The sequence below is a fragment of the Pseudomonas sp. RtIB026 genome, from assembly GCF_016861355.2.
Classification (GTDB): Bacteria; Pseudomonadota; Gammaproteobacteria; order Pseudomonadales; family Pseudomonadaceae; genus Aquipseudomonas; species Aquipseudomonas peradeniyensis.
Genome location: NZ_AP023348.2, coordinates 2,431,728 through 2,453,308, shown reverse-complemented (window position 1 = coordinate 2,453,308; position 21,581 = coordinate 2,431,728). Strand labels below are relative to the sequence as shown.

17 protein-coding genes and 4 tRNA genes are annotated in these 21,581 nt (G+C 64.8%); 1 reads left to right on the top strand and 20 read right to left on the bottom strand.

Annotated elements, in window-relative coordinates:
- Positions 1 to 104 precede the first annotated feature (104 nt).
- From PRtIB026_RS11180 to leuC, 20 genes are all read right to left on the bottom strand, one after another.
- A tRNA-Asp gene (locus PRtIB026_RS11180) sits at positions 105 to 181 on the bottom strand.
- A gap of 141 nt (positions 182 to 322) precedes the next feature.
- A tRNA-Asp gene (locus PRtIB026_RS11175) sits at positions 323 to 399 on the bottom strand.
- Between the two features lie 83 nt (positions 400 to 482).
- Positions 483 to 559, bottom strand: a tRNA-Asp gene (locus PRtIB026_RS11170).
- A gap of 79 nt (positions 560 to 638) precedes the next feature.
- Positions 639 to 714: transfer RNA gene (locus tag PRtIB026_RS11165), tRNA-Val, on the bottom strand.
- A 249-nt stretch (positions 715 to 963) separates the two neighbouring features.
- A complete protein-coding gene (locus PRtIB026_RS11160) occupies positions 964 to 1,737 on the bottom strand; it encodes an SDR family oxidoreductase (protein WP_203647521.1) in 774 nt (257 codons plus the stop codon).
- Complete coding sequence (locus PRtIB026_RS11155) at positions 1,734 to 2,945, bottom strand: O-succinylhomoserine sulfhydrylase (RefSeq protein ID WP_028690444.1); 1,212 nt, start codon at positions 2,943 to 2,945, stop codon at positions 1,734 to 1,736. The genes PRtIB026_RS11160 and PRtIB026_RS11155 overlap by 4 nt, the downstream gene beginning before the upstream one ends.
- Before the next feature lie 15 nt (positions 2,946 to 2,960).
- On the bottom strand, positions 2,961 to 4,466 hold the full coding sequence (gene purF / locus PRtIB026_RS11150; protein WP_203647522.1) for an amidophosphoribosyltransferase: 1,506 nt from the start codon (positions 4,464 to 4,466) through the stop codon (positions 2,961 to 2,963).
- A gap of 42 nt (positions 4,467 to 4,508) precedes the next feature.
- Entirely contained in the window at positions 4,509 to 5,063 is a 555-nt protein-coding gene (locus PRtIB026_RS11145) for a CvpA family protein (RefSeq protein WP_050704773.1), read from the bottom strand.
- Positions 5,064 to 5,329: 266 nt separating this feature from the next.
- Positions 5,330 to 6,004, bottom strand: a complete 675-nt coding sequence (locus PRtIB026_RS11140; protein WP_203647523.1) for an SPOR domain-containing protein — start codon at positions 6,002 to 6,004, stop codon at positions 5,330 to 5,332.
- A complete protein-coding gene (gene folC, locus PRtIB026_RS11135) occupies positions 5,988 to 7,295 on the bottom strand; it encodes a bifunctional tetrahydrofolate synthase/dihydrofolate synthase (RefSeq protein WP_203647524.1) in 1,308 nt (435 codons plus the stop codon). The genes PRtIB026_RS11140 and folC overlap by 17 nt, the downstream gene beginning before the upstream one ends.
- A complete protein-coding gene (gene accD / locus PRtIB026_RS11130; RefSeq protein ID WP_028690439.1) occupies positions 7,295 to 8,188 on the bottom strand; it encodes an acetyl-CoA carboxylase, carboxyltransferase subunit beta in 894 nt (297 codons plus the stop codon). Before accD ends, folC begins: the two co-directional genes overlap by 1 nt.
- Positions 8,189 to 8,395: 207 nt before the next feature.
- Positions 8,396 to 9,016, bottom strand: a complete 621-nt coding sequence (locus tag PRtIB026_RS11125; protein ID WP_203647525.1) for a phosphoribosylanthranilate isomerase — start codon at positions 9,014 to 9,016, stop codon at positions 8,396 to 8,398.
- A gap of 59 nt (positions 9,017 to 9,075) precedes the next feature.
- Positions 9,076 to 9,930, bottom strand: coding sequence for a tRNA pseudouridine(38-40) synthase TruA (truA, locus tag PRtIB026_RS11120; protein ID WP_203647526.1), 855 nt, complete (start codon positions 9,928 to 9,930; stop codon positions 9,076 to 9,078).
- Positions 9,931 to 10,065: 135 nt separating this feature from the next.
- Positions 10,066 to 12,726 (bottom strand): FimV/HubP family polar landmark protein, encoded by a 2,661-nt coding sequence (locus PRtIB026_RS11115; RefSeq protein WP_203647527.1) that lies wholly within the window; start codon positions 12,724 to 12,726, stop codon positions 10,066 to 10,068.
- 71 nt (positions 12,727 to 12,797) lie between these two features.
- Positions 12,798 to 13,805: an aspartate-semialdehyde dehydrogenase gene (locus PRtIB026_RS11110; protein ID WP_203647528.1), complete on the bottom strand. Its 1,008-nt coding sequence runs from the start codon at positions 13,803 to 13,805 to the stop codon at positions 12,798 to 12,800.
- Between the two features lie 863 nt (positions 13,806 to 14,668).
- Positions 14,669 to 15,847: an integrase core domain-containing protein gene (locus PRtIB026_RS11105; RefSeq protein WP_203647529.1), complete on the bottom strand. Its 1,179-nt coding sequence runs from the start codon at positions 15,845 to 15,847 to the stop codon at positions 14,669 to 14,671.
- 283 nt (positions 15,848 to 16,130) lie between these two features.
- Positions 16,131 to 17,243, bottom strand: coding sequence for an aspartate-semialdehyde dehydrogenase (gene asd, locus PRtIB026_RS11100; protein WP_198743661.1), 1,113 nt, complete (start codon positions 17,241 to 17,243; stop codon positions 16,131 to 16,133).
- Between the two features lie 63 nt (positions 17,244 to 17,306).
- Entirely contained in the window at positions 17,307 to 18,389 is a 1,083-nt protein-coding gene (gene leuB, locus PRtIB026_RS11095) for a 3-isopropylmalate dehydrogenase (protein ID WP_203647530.1), read from the bottom strand.
- Positions 18,390 to 18,479: 90 nt separating this feature from the next.
- On the bottom strand, positions 18,480 to 19,124 hold the full coding sequence (gene leuD / locus PRtIB026_RS11090) for a 3-isopropylmalate dehydratase small subunit (protein WP_110739341.1): 645 nt from the start codon (positions 19,122 to 19,124) through the stop codon (positions 18,480 to 18,482).
- Positions 19,121 to 20,554 carry a 3-isopropylmalate dehydratase large subunit gene (gene leuC, locus PRtIB026_RS11085; protein WP_203647531.1) on the bottom strand — a complete coding sequence of 478 codons (1,434 nt, stop codon included), beginning with the start codon at positions 20,552 to 20,554 and terminating at the stop codon, positions 19,121 to 19,123. The genes leuD and leuC overlap by 4 nt, the downstream gene beginning before the upstream one ends.
- Positions 20,555 to 20,685: 131 nt before the next feature.
- Between leuC and PRtIB026_RS11080 the strand changes: the two genes are divergently transcribed.
- Positions 20,686 to 21,564: a LysR family transcriptional regulator gene (locus PRtIB026_RS11080; RefSeq protein WP_028690430.1), complete on the top strand. Its 879-nt coding sequence runs from the start codon at positions 20,686 to 20,688 to the stop codon at positions 21,562 to 21,564.
- The last annotated feature ends 17 nt before the right edge of the window (positions 21,565 to 21,581 follow it).

Below are 21,581 nucleotides of genomic sequence, written 5' to 3'. Positions count from 1 at the left end.
TGTAAATCCTTGCCCGTGTCTGTGCAAGGCGCTGAAACGAAAAAAGCGACCCGAGGGTCGCTTTTTCGTAGCTTCGAGGTGTTCTAGGGACCTCGAGGCGAAGATGGCGCAGCGGACGGGACTCGAACCCGCGACCCCCGGCGTGACAGGCCGGTATTCTAACCGACTGAACTACCGCTGCGTATCGTTCGGGCTTGCACCCGATTGAAACTGGGATCTGAGCTTTCAAGCGCTGTGGCGCGAAAGCCAGGCACAAAAAAGGCGACTTTGATATCGCCCTTTCTGTGTTGCCTTGAGCGTTCATGGGGCTCTTGGCAGAAGATGGCGCAGCGGACGGGACTCGAACCCGCGACCCCCGGCGTGACAGGCCGGTATTCTAACCGACTGAACTACCGCTGCGTATCGTTCAGGCTTGCGCCTGATTGAAACTGGGATCTGGCCTTGCGGCCTCAGACCGGTGCAAGCACCCATCTGGAGAAAAATGGCGCGGCGGACGGGACTCGAACCCGCGACCCCCGGCGTGACAGGCCGGTATTCTAACCGACTGAACTACCGCCGCGCATAGTTGGACTTGCGTCCTGTTCCTCTCTGCCAGCGTGTTTCTTTCGAAACCACTGAACCAGGAACGTCTCAGGAAGTGGTGGGTGATGACGGGATCGAACCGCCGACCCTCTGCTTGTAAGGCAGATGCTCTCCCGGCTGAGCTAATCACCCCCGCGATGTTGCTTGTTGCGTTTGCTTCGCTGAGGCCGCGAAATTTACGCAGGTACCGATGCTAAGTCAATACCCCCATTGAAGTTTTTTTCAAAAAGGGCAAAAAAGGCAGCCTGATCGCAGGGCCAGCTCGCTCCCACAACCAGACGCCCGCAGCGTGGGAGCGGGCTTGCCCCGCGATAGAGCCGGTACAGCTGACAAAAAAAGGGGCTCTCGGCCCCTTTCTCTTGCATCTCAACAGGTTACAACTCAGGTGTAGATCATCTTGCGGGTCATCCCGCCATCGACCACGAACTCTTGGCCGGTGACGAACCCCGCCTGGCGCGACAACAACCACGCCACCAGCGCCGCCACATCCTCGACCGTCCCTACCCTGCCAGCCGGATGCTGGGCATGGTCGGCGTCGCTCAGCGGATCGGCGCGCCGCTGCGAAGGGTCACGGGCATCGATCCAGCCCGGACTCACCGCATTGACGCGGATCTCCGGCCCCAGGCTCATGGCCAGGGCGTGGGTCAAGGCGACCAGGCCGCCCTTGCTGGCGGCATAGGCCTCGGTGTCCGGCTCGGACTGCCGGGCGCGGGTGGAGGTCAGGTTGACGATCGCGCCACCATGGGCGCGCAGATAAGGTGCGCAATGCTTGGCCAGCAGCATCGGGCCATTGAGGTTGACCGCCAGCACCCGGTTCCATTGGGCCAGGGACAGGCTTTCCAGGGTCTGGTTATGCGGATTGGCGATCGCCGCGTTGCACACCAGCGCATCCAGCCGGCCGAACTGCCCGAGCACCTCGGACACCCCGGCACTGACCTGGGCCTCGTCGGCCACGTCCATGGTGATGAACCAGGCATTGTCGCCCAGGGCCTTGGCGACCTTGGTGCCGCGCGGGCGGTCCAGATCGCTCAGCACCACCTGCCAGCCCTCGCAGATCAACCAGGCGGCGATGCCCAGGCCGATGCCGCGGGCGGCACCGGTCACCAGGGCCACCCGGCCGTTATGGCCGGGTTCGCCACCCTTCCAGTCGATCACAGCGCCGCCAGGCCGCGGGCCAGATCGGCTTGCAGGTCGGCCACGTCTTCCAGTCCGACCGCCACGCGCACCAGGCTGTCACGGATACCCGCCGCTTCACGCTCCTGCGGCGTCAGACGGCCGTGAGAGGTGGTGGCCGGGTGGGCGATGGTGGTCTTGCTGTCACCGAGGTTGGTGGTGATGGAGATCACCCGGGTGGCGTCGATGAAGCGCCAGGCGCCTTCCTTGCCGCCCTTGACCTCGAAGCTGACCACCGCGCCGAAGCCGCTCATCTGGCGCTTGGCCAGTTCATGCTGCGGGTGGCTCGGCAGGCCGGCGTAGTGGACCTTCTCGATGCCGTCCTGTTGCTCGAGCCACTCGGCCAACGCCTGGGCGCTCTCGCAGTGGGCGCGCATGCGCAGCTTGAGAGTCTCCAACCCCTTGGTGAAGACCCAGGCGTTGAACGGGCTGAGGGTCGGGCCGGCGGTGCGCAGGAAGCCCACCACTTCCTTCATCTGCTCGCTGCGCCCGGCCACCACGCCGCCCATGCAACGGCCCTGGCCGTCGATGAACTTGGTGGCCGAGTGGAACACGATGTCGGCGCCGAGCTTGAGCGGCTGCTGCAAGGCCGGGGTGCTGAAGCAGTTGTCCACCACCAGCATGGCGCCACGGGCATGGGCGATCTCGGCGAGTGCGGTGATGTCCACCAGCTCGGCCAGCGGGTTGGAGGGCGACTCGACGACCAGCAGCTTGGTATTGGCCTTGATGGCCTTTTCCCAGCCGTTCAGGTCGACCAGCGGCACGTAGTCCACCTGCACGCCGAAACGCTTGAAGTACTTCTCGAACAGGCTGATGGTCGAGCCGAACACGCTCTGCGATACCAGCACATGGTCGCCAGCGCTGCACAGCGACATGACCACGGCGAGAATCGCCGCCATGCCGGTGGAAGTGGCCACAGCCTGCTCGGCGCCCTCCATGGCCGCCAGGCGCTCCTCGAAGGCGCGCACGGTCGGGTTGGTGTAGCGCGAGTAGACGTTGCCCGGCGTTTCGCCGGCAAAACGCGCAGCGGCGTCGGCGGCCGTGCGAAAGACATAGCTGGAGGTCAGGAACAGCGCTTCGCTGTGCTCGGCCTCCGGTGTACGGTTCTGACCGGCGCGCACCGCCAGGGTGTCGAAACCGACACCCTCGAGGTCACTGTCCAGTCGACCGGCATCCCATTGATCGGTCATGCCGTCGCTCCCAAATCAGTTGTTGTACAGGTCGATGATCGCGCTGACCGCCTGGTTCTTCACCTTGGCCAGGTCGTTACGGGCCTGCTCGATGCGCTCGAGGTAGGCTTCGTCGATATCGCCGGTGACATACTCACCGTTGAACACCGCGCAATCGAAATGCTCGATCTTGATCTTGCCGCCACCGACCGATTCGATCAGGTCCGGGAGGTCCTGGTAGATCAGCCAGTCGGCGCCGATCAACTCGGCCACCTGTTCGGTGGTACGGTTGTGGGCGATCAGTTCGTGAGCGCTCGGCATGTCGATGCCGTAGACGTTGGGGTAGCGCACCGCGGGGGCCGCGGAGCAGAAGTAGACATTCTTGGCGCCGGCTTCGCGGGCCATCTGGATGATCTGCTTGCAGGTGGTGCCGCGCACGATCGAGTCGTCCACCAGCATCACGTTCTTGCCGCGGAATTCCAGCTCGATGGCGTTGAGCTTCTGGCGTACCGATTTCTTGCGCGCGGCCTGGCCGGGCATGATGAAGGTACGGCCGATGTAGCGGTTCTTGACGAAGCCTTCGCGGAACTTGACGCCCAGGTGGTTGGCCAGCTCCAGCGCCGCGGTGCGGCTGGTGTCGGGAATCGGGATGACCACGTCGATGTCATGGTCCGGGCGCTCGCGCTGGATCTTCTCGGCCAGCTTCTCGCCCATGCGCAGGCGCGCCTTGTACACCGAGACGCCGTCGATGATCGAATCCGGACGGGCCAGGTAGACGTGCTCGAAGATGCACGGCTGCAGTTTCGGGCTTTCGGCGCACTGCTTGGTGAACATCTGGCCGCCTTCGGTGATGTACACCGCCTCGCCCGGCGCCAGGTCGCGGATCAGGGTGAAGCCGAGCACGTCCAGGGCCACGCTTTCCGAGGCGATCATGTACTCGACGCCTTCATCGGTGTGACGCTGGCCGAACACCACCGGACGGATGCCGTTGGGGTCGCGGAAGCCGACAATGCCGTAGCCGGTGATCATCGCCACCACCGCGTAGCCACCGACGCAACGGCTGTGCACGTGGGAAACCGCGGCGAACACGTCTTCTTCGGTCGGCTGCAGCTTGCCGCGCACGGCCAGCTCGTGGGCGAACACGTTCAGCAGCACTTCGGAGTCGGAGTTGGTGTTGACGTGGCGCAGGTCGGACTCGTAGATCTCCTTGGCCAGCTGCTCGACGTTGGTCAGGTTGCCGTTGTGCGCCAGGGTGATGCCGTAGGGCGAGTTGACGTAGAACGGCTGGGCCTCGGCCGAAGTGGAGCTGCCGGCGGTCGGGTAACGCACGTGACCGATGCCGATGCTGCCGACCAGGCGCTGCATGTGGCGCTGCTGGAAGACGTCGCGCACCAGGCCGTTATCCTTGCGCAGGAACAACCGGCCGTCGTGGCTGGTCACGATACCGGCAGCATCCTGGCCGCGGTGCTGGAGGACCGTAAGCGCGTCATACAGCGCCTGATTGACGTTCGACTTACCGACGATACCGACGATGCCACACATGCGACGCAACCCCTACTTTGATGAAACTTGAGTGAAGAGCGCTCAGGGCTTGGTCGGCCCGAGCAACTGCTCCTTGAACGGAAGGTCAACGGGTGCGCTGACCCCACTGGACATCCACTGGCCGCTGAACCCGAGAATGAGGTTCTTCGACCAATCGGCTACCAATAGAAATTGTGGTATCAGGCGTGATTCCTGCCACCACGGATCCTGTTGCACCGGCCCCAGGCTCAGCAGCCCGACCGCCACCACCACCAGCAAGCCCCCGCGCGCGGCGCCGAAGGCCATGCCGAGGAAGCGATCAGTGCCGGACAACCCGGTCACGCGGATCAGTTCGCCGATGAGGAAATTGAGCATCGCCCCGACCAGCAGCGTGGCGACGAAAAGAATGGCGCAGCCGGCAATGACCCGTGCTGAAGGCATCTGGATATAGCTTTCAAGATACTGCGCAAGCGAGCCGCCGAACATCCAGGCCACCGCACCGGCGACAATCCAGATGAGCAGGGACAAGGCTTCCTTGACGAAGCCGCGCTTGAGACTGATCAGTGATGAAATGACGACGATCGCGATGATCGCCCAATCAACCCAGGTAAATGCCACGGTGTTGCCTGCCGACGTTAGAGGCGGCGCATTTTACCAGAGCCAGGGGCTTGGAGTAAGCGGAATGTCAGGCGTTTGAAGGGCTGCGGGCTGACTCCGGGGACAGCTTTACACCCTGAAACAGACCGCCTGGCCTGCGCTGACTCTGTAGGAGCGGCCTTGTGCCGCGAAAGGGCTGCGCAGCAGCCCCAAGGTGTGAGCGGGGGCCGCGTCGCGGCCCTTTCGCGGCACAAGGCCGCTCCTACAGGGAGGGCGTGAGATGTGCGTCAGCCACGCTCCGGCTGGAAGCGCACCACGATACCCTTGAGGTTTTGCTGGCGGCTGATCACATCACGCAGGCGCTCGGCCTCGGCGCGCTCGATCAGCGGCCCGACGAACACCCGATTCATGCCGTCCGCCGAACGGATGTAGGCGTTGTAGCCCTGGCTGCGCAGGGTCTTCTGCAGATTCTCGGCACCGGCCCGGCTGGACAGGCTGGCCAACTGGATCGACCAGCTCACCGGCAGGCCGTTGGCATCGATCTTCGACGGCGCGGCCGGCTTGGCGGCAGGCGCAACGCTCGGTGCAGGCGCCGGACGCGCCTCCACCTTGGCGACCGGCGGCGTCGGCACTGGTGTCTGCGGCTTGGGCTGCACAGGTGGCGCCACGGTCGCGACCGGCGCGATGGGCTGGCTCGGCGCCATCACCGGCGCCGTGGACTCGTCAACCACTACCGGCGGCTGCGCGTTCTGCTCCGGCAACGGCTGAGGCTCCGGCACCTGAACCGGCTCCACCTGCACCTGGGGCAGACTCGGCATGGCCGGCGCCTCCGGCGCCTCGACTCGCACCTGGCGCAGCTCGTCCTCGCGGGTGAACAACATCGGCAGGAAGATCACCGCCAGCGCCACCAGCACCAGCGCACCGACCATGCGCTGTTTCATCCCTTTATCCAGCACTGCCATCTACTCCATCCTCGGGGACCTGCCGCTCGAGCCAGGCCAGGGCCTCGCCGACGCAGAAAAACGAACCGAACAGCAGAACCTGGTCATCCGCCGTCGCCTGGGCGCACTGCCCTTCGAGGGCAGCCGCGACACTGGCGTAAGACTTCACTGTCGCACCCAGGTTCGTCAAGGCATCCGCCAGCTCCGTGGCCGGGCGGCTACGCGGCGTGTCCAGCGGCGCCACCGCCCAATCGGCGACCTGGTCGCGCAGCGGCGCGAGCACACCGGGCAGGTCTTTGTCGGCCAACAGGCCGAATACCGCCAGGCGCCGCCCTTTCACCGGGCGCGCCGCCAGGCGGCGGGCCAGGTACTCGGCGGCGTGCGGGTTGTGGCCGACATCCAGCAGCAACTCCACGCGCTTGCCCCGCAGCAGCAACTCGCGCCGGTCGAGACGACCGGTGATACGCGTATCCAGCAAGGCCTGGCGAACCGTGCCGGCATCCCACGGCAGGTCCATCAGCAGGAAAGCCTGCAAGGCCAGGGCGGCATTCTCCATGGGCAGGTCGAGCAACGGCAGGTCGCGCAGCTCAACGGGCGAACCGTCGAGCTGGCGACCACGCCAATGCCAGTGTTCGGCACTGCTATCCAGGTCAAAATCACGCCCGCGCAGGAAGAACGGGCAATCCAGCTCACGCACCTTGTCCAGCAAAGGCTGCGGCGGATCCAGGTCGCCACACAGCGCAGGCAGGCCCTGACGGAAGATCCCCGCCTTCTCGTAGGCCACCGACTCGCGGCTATCACCCAGGTAGTCAACGTGGTCGACGCCGATGCTGGTGACCAGCGACACGTCGGCATCCACCAGGTTGACTGCATCCAGCCGACCACCCAGGCCGACCTCAAGCACCACCGCGTCCAACGCGCAGTGCTTGAACAGCCAGAACGCCGCCAGGGTGCCCATTTCGAAATAGGTCAGCGAGATCTCGCCGCGCGCCGCTTCCACTGCGGCGAACGCTTCGCACAGGCGCTCATCGCTGGCCTCGCGACCCTCGATCAGCACCCGTTCGTTGTAACGCAGCAGGTGCGGCGAACTGTACACCCCGACCTTGAGCCCCTGGGCGCGCAGCAACGCGGCCACGAAAGCGCAGGTCGAGCCCTTGCCGTTGGTACCGGTCACCGTCACCACCCGCGGCGCCAGCTTGCCCAGCCCCAGGCGCGCCAGCACCTGTTGCGAGCGCTCCAGGCCCATGTCGATGGCCGAGGGGTGCAACTGTTCGAGGTAGGCGAGCCAGTCGCCCAGGCTGCGCTGGTTCATCACGCGACCGCGGCGACCTCTTTGGCCGCTTCCGGGGTCGGCTGGCCGGTCATCTGCGCCAGCAGGCGCGCCAGGCGCGGACGCAGCTCGTCACGGGAGATGATCAGATCGATGGCGCCGTGTTCCAGCAGGAACTCGCTGCGCTGGAAGCCTTCGGGCAGTTTCTCGCGCACGGTCTGCTCGATCACCCGCGGACCGGCGAAGCCGATCAGCGCCTTCGGCTCGCCGACGATCACGTCGCCGAGCATCGCCAGGCTGGCGGAAACGCCGCCGTAGACCGGGTCGGTCAGCACCGAGATGAATGGAATGCCTTCTTCGCGCAGACGCGCCAGCACCGCGGAGGTCTTGGCCATCTGCATCAGCGAGATCAGCGCTTCCTGCATGCGCGCGCCACCGGAAGCGGAGAAGCAGACCATCGGGCAACGGTTTTCCAGGGCGTAGTTGGCGGCGCGCACGAAACGCTCACCAACGATGGCACCCATGGAGCCGCCCATGAAGGAGAACTCGAAGGCGCTGACCACGATCGGCATGCCCATCAGGGTGCCGCTCATGGAGATCAGCGCGTCCTTCTCGCCGGTCTGCTTCTGCGCGGCGGTCAGGCGGTCCTTGTACTTCTTGCCGTCACGGAACTTCAGGCGGTCGACCGGCTCCAGGTCGGCGCCCAGCTCGGCACGGCCTTCTGGATCGAGGAAGATATCGATGCGCGCGCGGGCGCCGATACGCATGTGGTGGTTGCACTTAGGGCAGACGTCGAGGGTCTTTTCCAGCTCCGGGCGATACAGCACGGCTTCGCAGGACGGGCACTTGTGCCACAGCCCTTCCGGCACCGAGCTCTTCTTCACCTCGGAACGCATGATCGAAGGGATCAGTTTGTCTACCAACCAGTTGCTCATGCTTGCTTTCTCCAGTATTGGCCAGGGAGACCTGCGCGGCCCCGCCCTGCCCTTGAGCTCAAATTCTTCTGTAAAGCGACGATGGGCCGGCCACGGCCGCCCCACCTCCAATTCTTCCCCGGCATGCCCCGCGCTCTGGCGCGGCCTGGCAGCACCGGGCTGCGAAAGCTATGGACGATGGCGCGCGGCCAGCCGTCACATTAGCGTTCACGCGTGTTTCACCGCCTGCATGAAGGCTTCGATCTTCGCCGCATCCTTGATGCCCTTGGCCTGCTCCACGCCGCCGCTGACATCCACCGCGTACGGGCGCACCTGGCGAATGGCCGCCGCCACGTTGTCGGCCGACAGGCCACCGGCAAGGATGATCGGCTTGCTCAGGCGCTGCGGAATCAGTGACCAGTCGAAGGCCTCGCCGGTTCCCCCCGGCACGCCCGGCACATAGGCGTCCAGCAGGATGCCGCGGGCGCCGGCGTAGTGGTGGCAGGCGGCCTCCAGGTCATCCCCCGGGCGCACCCGCAGGGCCTTGATCCAGGGGCGGTGGTAGCCCTCGCAATCGGCCGGGGTTTCATCGCCGTGGAACTGTAGCAGGTCCAGGGAAACCACTTCGAGGATCTCGTTGAGCTCGCAGCGCGAGGCGTTGACGAACAACCCCACGGTGGTCACGAACGGCGGCAGCGCGTCGATGATCGCCCGCGCCTGGCGCACATCCACTGCCCGAGGGCTTTTCGCATAGAAGACAAAACCGAGGGCGTCGGCGCCGGCCTCGACCGCGGCCAGGGCGTCCTCGATACGGGTAATCCCGCAGATCTTGCTGCGAACGTTGCTCATGGACGGCGAACCTTGGGTGATCGGGAAAGCGTCGATGGTAGCAAATGACCCGTGCCCCGTCAGTCTGCCAGCGCCTCGTAACCGCTAAGAAAGTGTGGGCCGATGTAACGCTGCGGCAGCGCGTATTCCTGCGGATACTCCACCTGCACCAGGTAGAGGCCGTAAGGGTGCGCGGTCACTCCGCCGTCACGGCGGTTGCGCCCCTCCAGCACCTCGCGGGCCCACTCCACCGGACGCTCGCCGGCGCCGATGGTCATCAGCACGCCGGCGATGTTGCGCACCATGTGGTGCAGGAACGCGGTGGCGCGCACGTCCAGCACGATCATCCGCCCATGACGGGTCACGCGCAGGTGGTGGATGTGCTTGATCGGCGACTTGGCCTGGCACTGGCTGGCGCGGAAGGCGCTGAAATCATGGGTGCCCAGCAGATACTGCGCGGCCTCGGCCATGCGCTCGACGTCCAGCGGGCGATGGTTCCAGGTCACTTCCTCGGCCAGGTGGGCCGGGCGGATCGGATCGTTGTAGATGACGTAGCGATAGCGCCGCGCGGTGGCCTTGAAGCGGGCATGAAAGTGCGCAGGCATCGGCGCCGACCAGACCACGCTGATGTCGTGGGGCAGGTTGAAGTTGGTGCCCAGGGTCCAGGCGCGCTCGTCGCGCACGGCGCGGGTGTCGAAATGCACGATCTGCCCGCAACCATGGACGCCGGCATCGGTACGCCCGGCGCAGATCACCGAGATCGGCTCGTTGGCCACCGTCGACAGCGCCTGCTCCAGGGCCTGCTGGACACTGGGCACGCCGCTGGCCTGGCGCTGCCAGCCGCGGTAGCGCGAACCTTTGTATTCCACGCCCAGGGCGATGCGGGTGTAGCCTTCGGCGGCCGATTCGGCGGCGGCGGTGTCGATGATGTCCAAGAGCGGCAAACCTGATGCTGAAACGAAAGGCGGGAGTATACCGGCAAACCGTGCAGGGGCCGAAATGATCGCGGGGCAAGCCCGCTCCCACGTGTTCTGTGGGAATGGGCTTGCCCCGCGCGGTGCAACGTCGCCTCAGACCAGGCGCGAGAGCATCTCGTTGGCTTCCTGGCGCTGGCTGTCATCGCCGTCCTTGACCACTTCGTCGAGGATGTCACGGGCACCCTGGTGGTCGCCCATGTCGATGTAGGCGCGAGCCAGGTCGAGCTTGGTGGCCACCTCGTCGGCGCCGGAGAAGAAGTCGAAGTCCAGGTCGTCCAGCGGCTCGGGCTCCAGTGCCGCATCCTCGGCGGTGAACTGTGGCTCAGGCGCCGCTGCCGGGACATCGAGGTTCTGCGACAGCTTGTCGAGTTCGGCGTTGACGTCGTCCAGTTCCGAGGCGAAGTTCTTCGCCGCCGGCGAGTCGTCGTCCAGCGACAGCGACAGGTCGAAGTCCTCGGGCAGCTCCAGCTCGGAGATCGGGTCGAACTCCGGAATGGCCTCGAAGGCCGCGAGCTCCGCCGCCACGTCCACCGGGGCTTCCTCGCTGCTGGCCGGGGCCACCGGCTGTTCGGCGACATCCAGGTCGAACTCGGCCAGATCGTCGACATTCTGCGGCGTCGCCTGGGCTTGGGCAAGCAAAGCCTCGAAGTCGTCGTCGGCATCGGTTTCGGCAACGGCAACGGCAGGCGCAGGCTCGGCCTCGATCTCGGGCGCTTCGACAACCAAGTCCTCAAGACCAGCCAGGTCCAGATGGTCATCTACCGGCAAGTCATCACCCAGGCTCAGGTCAAAGGCGCTGTCCAGGTCGGCCTCTTCGACGACAGGCTCAGGTTCCGGCTCGGCCGCCACGACAGGCTCAGGTTCCGGCTCCACGACGAGTTCCGGCGCGCTTTCGCCCAGCTCCAGCTCCTTGTCCTGCAGCAGGTCCTGGACATACTGCTCATCCAGCTCGGCGGCCAGGGCAGCGGCCCCGGCAGCGCCTGCCGCCACCGCCGCGACACCCAGCATGGCCGGGAAGCGCTCCTTGAGCGCGGCGACCTCGGCCTGGTTCGCGTCATTGACCGCCAGCTTGCGCTCCTGGCCGGCGAAGGCGTCCTGGTCACCCTGGCGGGCATAGACTTCCATCAGCTTCAGGCGCAGGTCGCTGCGCTGTGGCTCGGAAGCCACCGCCGCTTCCAGCAGGTCGGCGGCATGGTTGAGACGGCCACGGGCCAGGCTGTCGTCCACTTCGGCCAGCAGCGCGGCGCGCGGATCGACCGCCGGCGCGGCAGCTTCGACGGGGGCCGCAGGTTTTTCCGCGGCAACGGCCGCAGCCGCCGAGGCCGCCACCACCGCTGGCGACAGGGTCACGGTCGGCGCCGACACGTCGAGGCCTTCGAAGCTGCTGGGTGGCAGCTCCAGGTCAGGGCCGCGCTCGCCATCCTCGGCCAGGGCACGCGCCATGCGCAGGTGCTTTTCGGCTTCCTGCTGGGCCTTGCGCTTGCGCGCCAGGAGCAGCAGCAACAGCAGCAGGACCAGGAACGCGGAGCCGGCGATCAGGCCCAGCAGCAGCGGATTGCCCAGCAACTGGTCGAGCATGCCGGGCTCTTCGCTGGCCGGCTCTTCGGCGGCCACATCCTGCGGCGCGGTGTCGGCGGCGGCAGGCGCCGGAGCGACCACCGGTTCGGCCGGGGTCAGTTGGGCGTTCACCACCGGTTGCGCCGGAGCTGGCTCACCCGGCAGCGCGCCGGCCGGCGGCTGCGGTGCTGCGCCACCCTGGGCCTCCAGGCGCGCCAACTGGTCGTTCTTCAGCTCGATCAGACGCTGCAGCTTGTCCAGCTGGCTCTGCAGGTCGACCATTCGGCTCTTGAGTTCTTCGTTGTCGCGACGGCTGGTGTCGAGGCTTTCCTGGGCCACGGCCAGCTTGTCGCCCAGCGCCTTGGCCTCACCGGCCGCAGCCTTGCCGCCCGGCGCCACCAGGCGCAGGTTGTCGCCCTGGGCGATGCGTGCCGGCGCGGCGCCGGCCTCGCCACGGCGGGTGGCGTCCAGTTGTCGCGCGCGCGGGCCGAGGCGACGGCCTTCGCGCCAGGCGGCGTACTGCTCGGCCACTTCGCGGTTGGCCTGGGCCTGGGGAATGCTCTGCGCCTGCTGCTGATCGGGCAGGCGCAGGACCTGGCCGGTCTTGAGCTGGTTGATGTTGTTGCCGATGAAGGCATCCGGGTTCAGCGCCTGGATGGCCAGCATGGTCTGCTGGATCGAGCCACCGTTGCTGTTGCGCGCGGCGATCTGCCAGAGGGTGTCGCGGCGCTTGGTGGTGTAGCTGCCCGCGCTGACCGCCGGGTTGATATTGGCCTGGGTTGGCTGGCTGCCCTGGGCCTGCGCCTGGTCGAGCAACACGCTGTAGTCGCGCAGCAGACGGCCCTGGGGCCACATGACCTGGACCAGGAACTTGACCACCGGCTCCGGCAGCGCCTTGCTGGAGGTGACCCGCAGCACGCTCTTGCCGTTGGGGTTGACCACCGGGGTGAACGTGAGGTCTTCGAGGTACGGCGGGAAGGCCACCCCGGCCTTGGCGAACTCTTCCGGCGACGCCAGGCTGGGCGCCATCTGCGCTGCGGTGAGGTCGCGCACATCGAGCAGTTCGATCTCGGCATCCAGCGGCTGGTTCTGCGCCGACTTGAGGGTCAGCTCGCCCAACCCCAGAGCGTTAGCCATGCCGGACGACAGCGCCGAGGCTGCCGCGATGGCCAGAACCAGTTTGCGAATTCGAAGCATGAACTCTTCCCTTGTATGAAGCGTCCCGAAAACCTTTGCGCGGTGCAGGACAAAATTGCTCGCAGTATCTTTTACGCCATGTGTTTTATCAACAATTGTGCCGCCTGCACGGCATTCAGCGCCGCGCCCTTGCGCACATTGTCGGTGGTCAGCCACAGGTTCAGTTGCTGGTCTTCATCGACACCATGGCGTACACGACCAACATAGACCACGTCCTGGCCCACTGCGTCACCTACCGGTGTCGGATAATCCCCCAATTCGACCAGTTCGATGCCTTCGGCGGCCTCCAGCGCGGCGTTGACGGCCGCCAGATCGACCGGATTACGGCTTTGCACCGCCACACTGAAGCTATCGCCGAAAAACACCGGGACTTGAATGCAGGTCACGGAAATCTTCAGTTGCGGCAGGTCGAGCACCTGGCGCAGCTCGCCAACCAGGCGCCGCTCCACCGTTGTGTGACCCTGTGCGTCGGGGGTGCCGACCTGGGGCAGCAGGTTGAAGGCGACCTGGCGATCGAAGAAGCGCGGCTCCAGCGGGCGTGCGTTGAGCAGCTCGGCGGTCTGCCGGGCGAGCTCGCTGACGGCCTCCCTGCCCTGCTCCGAAACCGCCAGGCAAGCGTTGACCTGCACGCGCTCGATGTCGAGCAGTCCCTTGAGCGGCGCCAGCGCCACAGCCAGGGCCACCGCGCCGGCGCTCGGGCTGGTGATCAGCGCGGGCCGCGCGAGTTCGGCGATGCGCTCGCCGTTGGCTTCCGGGACCAGGGCGGTGGCGCCGTCCAGGGCGCCGGACAGGTCGATCACCGCGCAACCGGCGGCGATGGCCTTGGGCGCGAAGCTGCGGCTCACGGCGGGGCTGGCGGCGAAGAACACCAGCTGGGCCTGGGTGAAGTCGAAGCTGTCCACTTCGCGGACTTTCAGTTTCTTGCCGGCGAACATGACGCTGCTGCCGGCGGATTCCATGCTGGCCAGCAGGTGCAGGGTGGAGACCGGGAAGGCCACTTCCTCGAGGATCTGGACGAGGGATTCACCGACGGTGCCGGTGGCGCCGATTACGGCGATGTCTAGGGCGGGGGTGGTCATGGGATCGGTTCCTTTCTGCGGGGGTACGGCGGGGGAGCGGCACTTTACTTGGATTGTGGGGTGGGAGGTAGGTTCGGGTTCGGGTTCGGGTTCGGGTTCGGGTTCGGGTTCGGGTTCGGGTTTAAGAGTGTGGGTTTTGATTTATTTATGCGCATTCATTGGCGATGTCGACGCATTATCACCCTTCCGCCCTTACGGCGGCCTACTTTTCTCGTGGGAAAAGTAGGCAAAACCGTCCCGCTCCGTTCATCCGGCCCCTGCGCTTCGCTCCGGGGTTCCCTCGCTCCGTTCTTGCTCCCGGGAGGACCGCGCTGAACGCCCCATCCTGGGGCGCAGCGCTTGACGGGCATCCATGCCCGTCACCTCCCTCCGCAAGAACTCCGCTCGGCCTCCTGAAGTCGCAATTGGCGGCGCCTGAACTATCGCGCGCTTAAAAGCAAGAGCAAGAGCAAGAGCAAGAGCAAGAAATGCGAAGTTGGCTGTTTGAAAATTAGTAATATATTGGCTGTTCCGGCCTATCGCGGGGCAAGCCCGCTCCCACGCTATTCCCGCACCAAGCTGAATAATCTGCGTGGGAGCGGGCTTGCCCCGCGATTTAATCGAGAGATTAATTAAGTTTCAACTAGCGACAGCTGCGCCAGTTCAGGCGCCGCCCGTAACTTCGCGACTTCAGGAGGCCGAACGCAGGACTTGCGGAGGGAGGTGACGGGCATGGATGCCCGTCAAGCGCTGGGGCCCAGGATGGGCCCTGCAGCGCGGTCCTCCCGGGAGCAAGGCCGGAGTGAGGGAACCCGGAGCGAAGCGCAGGGCCGGATGAATGGAGCGATGTACGGGTCACCCACATGGGTTACACAAAAGTTCACTCACATAGGTGACAACACCTTGAGTGTTACATAACCATCAGTGGCATCTCGCACATCGACCCTGCCAAGGATGATGGGACCGAAAATAACATCCCAGACGCCATCCCCAACCTGCTCCAGGCCAATGGTCTGGTGCTTGAGCACATAACCTACGTAGATCCTCAAGCCGCGGCGGTTGATGATGCCGCAGCTATCCGCTGGCAAGCTCTCAATATGGCTGGGATAGGTCATCTCGGGGAGTTTTTCAGGGAATGGGCGCGGCGAGGGTTGGTAGCAAGACGCCGGTGTTTTCTGCTTCAACGCTTCATGCAAGCGCTCGTGATTGTAGTGCTGCCGGAAGCGATCAAAGTGCCGTTGTTGAGCCTCCCAGGCCACTGCCGGCGGCGATGGTAGCGTGCTTTTGAGCGTCCGATGCATGCGTTCGTGGCGGCCATTTTGTTCAGGCCGACCAGGCGCAATGCGCTCGGGAATGATGCCTAGACGCAGCCACCAGATCGACAGCTGGGAAAGTCCCGCACGCCCCTTACTGGCAAACGGCACACCGTTATCGGTACGAATCCGCTCAGGCAGGCCATTCTCCCGGAACACTTGGGTGAAAACGGCCTGCGTTTCCAGAAGATTGGTGTTGGGCATGCTGTGGCAGGCGAGCAGGAAGCGACTGGCGTGATCCATGATCGTCAGCGGATAGCACCAGACGCCTGCACCTGTCAGAAATTGGCCTTTGTAGTCCGCACTGAACAGTTGGTTAGGCGACTCTGCCTTCTCCAGGGGCTTGGGATAGACCGCTACCCGCTGACGTAAGCGGCGTGGTTTGACCAACTCGGCCTTCTTGAGGATGTTGTAGATCGCTGTCTTCGACGGCGGCGCCTGATCAGGGAAACGCTCCTGCAGCGCAGCCTGGATCTTTTTCGGACCCGGTTCCGTTTCGCCTCGACTGCGCAGTTCGATAATGGCTTCGCGAACTGCAACAGGCACGATCCAGTCCTGGGTCAACCGGCGGCGGCTGCGTTCTTCCAGCCCCGAAGGCCCCTCTTTCTCATATCGCTCGACCCATTTGTAGCCGGTCTTTCGGCTGATCTCGTAGGCCTGGCACAGGGCGCTGAAGCTGGGCGCCCCCTGTAGGTAATCCGCGATGAAAAGCATTTTCAGGTCCATAGGTTTCAGCTCTCGCCAAGGCATGGTCAGATCCTCGAAAACCGACCCTGCCAGTTAAAGACTGTTACCTATGTGCGTGAACTGATTTGTAACCCATGTGGGTGAGTCATACCGCGAGGATTTTTTGGTGACTTTTTGATCCTTCAAAAAGTTACCCGCCGTAAGGGCGGAAAGGTGACTATGCGTCAACATCGCAAATGAATGCGAATAAAAACATCAAAACAAACAACGAATCTAACACCAATAAAAAAACCCGCATCACTCTCGCAACACGGGCTCTTCAAAATCCAAACTCAAACCACCCAGATCACCGCTCCAGCAGAATCCGCAACATCCGCCGCAACGGCTCCGCAGCCCCCCACAGCAACTGGTCGCCAACAGTGAAGGCCCCAAGATACTGCGACCCCATGTTCAGCTTGCGCAAACGCCCGACCGGCACGTTCAGGGTCCCGGTCACCTGGGTAGGACTCAGCTCCTGCATGCTGATCTCCCGCTGGTTAGGCACCAGCTTCACCCAGGGATTGTGCTGGCTGATCATGCCTTCGATATCCGCCAAAGGCACATCCTTGTTCAGCTTGATGGTCAGCGCCTGGCTGTGGCAACGCATGGCGCCGATCCGCACGCAGATGCCGTCGACCGGAATCGGGCTCTTGAAGCGCCCAAGGATCTTGTTGGTCTCGGCCTGGGCCTTCCACTCTTCACGGCTCTGCCCGTTCGGCAGCTCCTTGTCGATCCACGGGATCAGGCTGCCAGCCAGCGGCACGCCGAAGTTGTCGGTCGGGAAGCCCTCGCCGCGCATGGCCTCGGCCACCTTGCGGTCGATGTCGAGGATGGCGCTGGCCGGGTTGGCCAGGTCGTCGGCGACCGCCGCGTGGATACCGCCCATCTGCTTGATCAGCTCACGCATGTTCTGCGCGCCGGCACCCGAGGCCGCCTGGTAGGTCATGGCGCTCATCCACTCGACCAGGCCGGCTTCGAACAGGCCGCCCAGGCCCATCAGCATCAGGCTGACGGTGCAGTTGCCGCCGATGTAGTTCTTGGTGCCCGCGTCCAGCTGCTGGTCGATGACCTTGCGGTTGACCGGGTCGAGGATGATCACCGCATCGTCCTGCATGCGCAGGGACGAGGCCGCGTCGATCCAGTAGCCCTGCCAGCCCGCTTCGCGCAGCTTGGGGAAGACTTCGTTGGTGTAGTCGCCGCCCTGGCAGGTCAGGATCACGTCGAGGGTCTTGAGCTCGTCGATGCTGTAGGCGTCCTTGAGCGGGCCAGTGTCCTTGCCCACGGCAGGGCCTTGGCCACCGACGTTGGAGGTGGTGAAGAACACCGGCTCGATCAGGTCGAAGTCCTGCTCTTCGAGCATCCGCTGCATGAGCACGGAACCGACCATTCCACGCCAACCGATCAGACCTACACGTTTCATCGCAACTACACCTTTGCTAAAAGTGGGCCGCCACCGGGAGTTTTTGGTGGCGGGCCAGAGAGATTACAGATTCCGCAGCGCTGCGACTACTGCGTCGCCCATTTCCTGCGTACCCACCTTGCTACAGCCCTCGGAGAAGATATCGCCGGTGCGCAGGCCCTGGTCCAGCACCCGGCTCACCGCCTGCTCGATCGCCTCGGCGGCGGCCGTCTGGTTGAAGCTGTAGCGCAGCATCATCGACACCGAGAGAATGGTCGCCAGCGGGTTGGCGATGCCCTGCCCGGCGATGTCCGGCGCCGAACCGTGGCACGGCTCGTACATGCCCTTGTTGTCGGCATCCAGCGACGCCGACGGCAGCATGCCGATGGAACCGGTGAGCATGGAAGCCTCATCCGACAGGATGTCGCCGAACATGTTGTCGGTCACCACCACGTCGAACTGCTTGGGCGCGCGCACCAGTTGCATGGCGGCGTTGTCCACGTACATGTGGCTCAGCTCGACGTCCGGGTAGTCCTTGGCCACCTCTTCGACCACTTCGCGCCACAGCTGGCTGGAGGCCAGGACGTTGGCCTTGTCCACCGAGCACAGCTTCTTGCCGCGCACGCGGGCCATGTCGAAGCCGACACGGGCGATGCGGCGCACTTCGCTCTCGCTGTACGGCAGGGTGTCATAGGCCTGGCGCTCGCCGCCTTCGAGCTCGCGCTGGCCGCGTGGCGCGCCGAAGTAGATGCCGCCGGTCAGCTCGCGGACGATGAGGATATCCAGGCCGGAAACGATCTCGGGCTTGAGCGACGAGGCATCGGCCAGTTGCGGGTAGAGGATGGCCGGGCGCAGGTTGGCGAACAGGCCCAGTTGCGAACGGATCTTCAGCAGGCCGCGCTCCGGACGGATGTCACGCTCGATCTTGTCCCACTTCGGGCCGCCCACGGCGCCCAGCAGCACGGCGTCGGCCTGGCGCGCGCGCGCCAGGGTCTCGTCGGCCAGGGGCACGCCGTGCTTGTCGATGGCGGCGCCGCCGATCACGTCGTGGGTGAGGCTGAAGCCGAGCTGGAACTTGTCGTTGGCCAGTTCCAGCACCTTGACCGCCTCGGCCATGATTTCCGGGCCAATGCCGTCACCTGGGAGAATCAGAATCTGCTTGCTCATGCGTTCCTCTATCCAATCAAGCGGCGCGCCTCGCAGGCGCGCCGAAGTACTTCAGTGTCCAATGCCCCTCTGCGCGGGGCAAGCAGTCAATCACGCGTCGCGGAACAACCAGGGCTGGCTGGCGCGGTGCTTGCCCTCGAACGCCTTGATCGCGTCGCTGTCCTGCAGGGTCAGGCCGATATCGTCCAGGCCGTTGAGCAGGCAGTGCTTTCGGAACGCGTCGATCTCGAACTTCAGCACCTTGCCGTCCGGACGAGTCACCGCCTGGGCCTCGAGATCGATGGTCAGCTGGTAACCCGGGTTGGCCTCGACCTGCTTGAACAGCTCGTCGACTTCGGCAGCGTCAAGAATGATCGGCAACAGGCCGTTCTTGAAGCTGTTGTTGAAGAAGATGTCGGCGAAACTCGGCGCGATCACGCTGCGAAAACCATACTCGTCGAGCGCCCATGGGGCATGCTCGCGGCTCGAGCCGCAACCGAAGTTCTCCCGCGCCAGCAACACGCTGGCACCCTGGTAACGCGCATGGTTGAGCACGAAATCCTGGTTCAACGGGCGCTTGCTGTTGTCCTGGTAAGGCTGGCCGACGTCCAGGTAACGCCACTCGTCGAACAGGTTGGGGCCGAAGCCGGTGCGCTTGATCGACTTGAGGAACTGCTTGGGAATGATCTGGTCGGTGTCGACGTTGGCACGATCCAATGGCGCGACAAGACCGGTGTGCTGGGTAAAGGCTTTCATGCTGCGCTCCCTTGGATCAACTCGCGGACATCGATGAAGTGGCCGGTCACCGCGGCGGCGGCGGCCATGGCCGGGCTGACCAGGTGGGTACGACCACCGGCGCCCTGACGGCCTTCGAAGTTGCGGTTGGAGGTGGACGCGCAGTGCTCGCCGCTCTCCAGGCGGTCCGGGTTCATCGCCAGGCACATCGAGCAGCCTGGTTCACGCCATTCGAAGCCGGCTTCGAGGAAGATCTTGTCCAGCCCTTCGCGCTCGGCCTGGGCCTTGACCAGGCCCGAGCCCGGCACCACCAGCGCCTGCTTGACGTTGGCGGCGACCTTGCGGCCCTTGGCGATTTCGGCGGCGGCGCGCAGGTCTTCGATGCGCGAGTTGGTGCACGAACCGATGAACACGCGGTCGAGCTTGATCTCGGTGATCGCCTGGTTGGCGGCCAGGCCCATGTACTTGAGGGCGCGCTCGATCGAGCCGCGCTTGATCAGGTCGGGCTCGGCGGCCGGGTCCGGCACGCGCTGGTCGACGGCCAGGACCATCTCCGGCGAGGTGCCCCAGCTGACCTGCGGCTTGATCTGCGCGGCGTCGAGCTCGACCACCGTGTCGAACACGGCATCGGCGTCGGACACCAGGCCTTTCCAGGCCTCGACGGCCTGCGTCCACTGCTCGCCCTTCGGCGCGTACGGACGGCCTTCGACATAGGCGACGGTGGTGCCGTCGACAGCCACCAGGCCTACCCGGGCACCGGCTTCGATGGACATGTTGCAGATGGTCATGCGGCCTTCCATCGACAGCTCGCGGATGGCGCTGCCGGCGAACTCCATGGCATGGCCGTTGCCGCCAGCGGTGCCGATCTTGCCGATCACGGCGAGGACGATGTCCTTGGCGGTGACGCCAGCGGGCAATTGACCCTCGACGCGCACCAGCATGTTCTTCATTTTCTTGGCCACCAGGCACTGGGTGGCGAGCACGTGCTCGACCTCGGAGGTGCCGATGCCATGGGCCAGGGCGCCGAACGCGCCGTGGGTGGAGGTGTGCGAGTCGCCGCAGACCACGGTCATGCCCGGCAAGGTCGCGCCCTGCTCCGGGCTGATGACATGGACGATACCCTGACGCTCGTCATTCATCTTGAATTCGACGATGCCATATTCGTCACAGTTCTCATCGAGGGTCTGCACCTGAAGGCGCGACACCTGGTCGACGATGGCCTCGATGCCGCCCTTGCGCTCCGGCGTGGTCGGTACGTTGTGGTCGGGGGTGGCGATGTTGGCGTCGATGCGCCACGGTTTGCGGCTGGCCAGGCGCAGGCCTTCGAAAGCCTGGGGCGAAGTCACTTCGTGGATGATGTGGCGGTCGATGTAGATCAAGGACGAGCCGTCATCGCGGCGCTTGACCTCATGAGCTTCCCAGAGTTTGTCGTAGAGCGTTTTGCCAGCCATCAGACTGTTCCTCATCAGCGTCTTTCTATGCCAAAGACCCCTTGGCTTGTACGGACGATGCTATGGCGATAGATTGAATAACTCAAATTCATAATTTTCATGCTTTGCATAACCATCAGGAATTCAAATAGATGGACCTGGCCAACCTCAGCGCCTTCATCGCCATCGCCGAAACCGGCAGTTTTTCCGGGGCGGGCGAACGCCTGCACCTGACCCAGCCGGCCATCAGCAAGCGCATCGCCGGCCTCGAGCAGCAGCTGGACGTGCGCCTGTTCGACCGCCTGGGCCGCGAGGTCACCCTCACCGAGGCCGGCCGCGCCCTGCTGCCCCGCGCTTATCAGATCCTCAACGTACTCGATGATACCCGCCGCGCCCTGACCAACCTCACCGGGGCGGTGAGCGGTCGCCTGACCCTGGCTACAAGCCATCACATCGGCCTGCACCGCCTGCCGCCGCTGCTGCGTGCCTTTACCCGCCAGTACCCGGCGGTGGCCCTGGATATCCAGTTCCTCGACTCGGAGGCGGCCTACGACGAGGTGCTGCACGGCCGCGCCGAAATTGCCGTGATCACCCTGGCGCCCGAGCCGCACCATTTGGTGCGGGCCGTGCCGGTATGGGACGACGCCCTGGACTTCGTCGCCTCGCCCGAGCACCCGCTGGCCAGCAACGGCGCGGTCAGCCTGGCCGACGTGGCGCGCCATCCGGCGGTGTTCCCCGGCGGCAACACCTTCACCCACCATATCGTCCAGCGCCTGTTCGAAAGCCAGGGCCTGGTGCCGAACATCGCCATGAGCACCAACTACCTGGAAACCATCAAGATGATGGTGTCGATCGGCCTGGCGTGGAGTGTGCTGCCACGTACTATGCTCGATGAACAAGTGGCGCCCATCGCCCTGCCCGGCATACAGCTGTCACGCCAGCTAGGCTACATACTGCATACCGAACGCACGCTGTCGAACGCGGCCAGGGCTTTCATGGCCCTGCTCGACAGCCATGCAGGGTCCGCCTGACCGCTCGTCAGCACGGC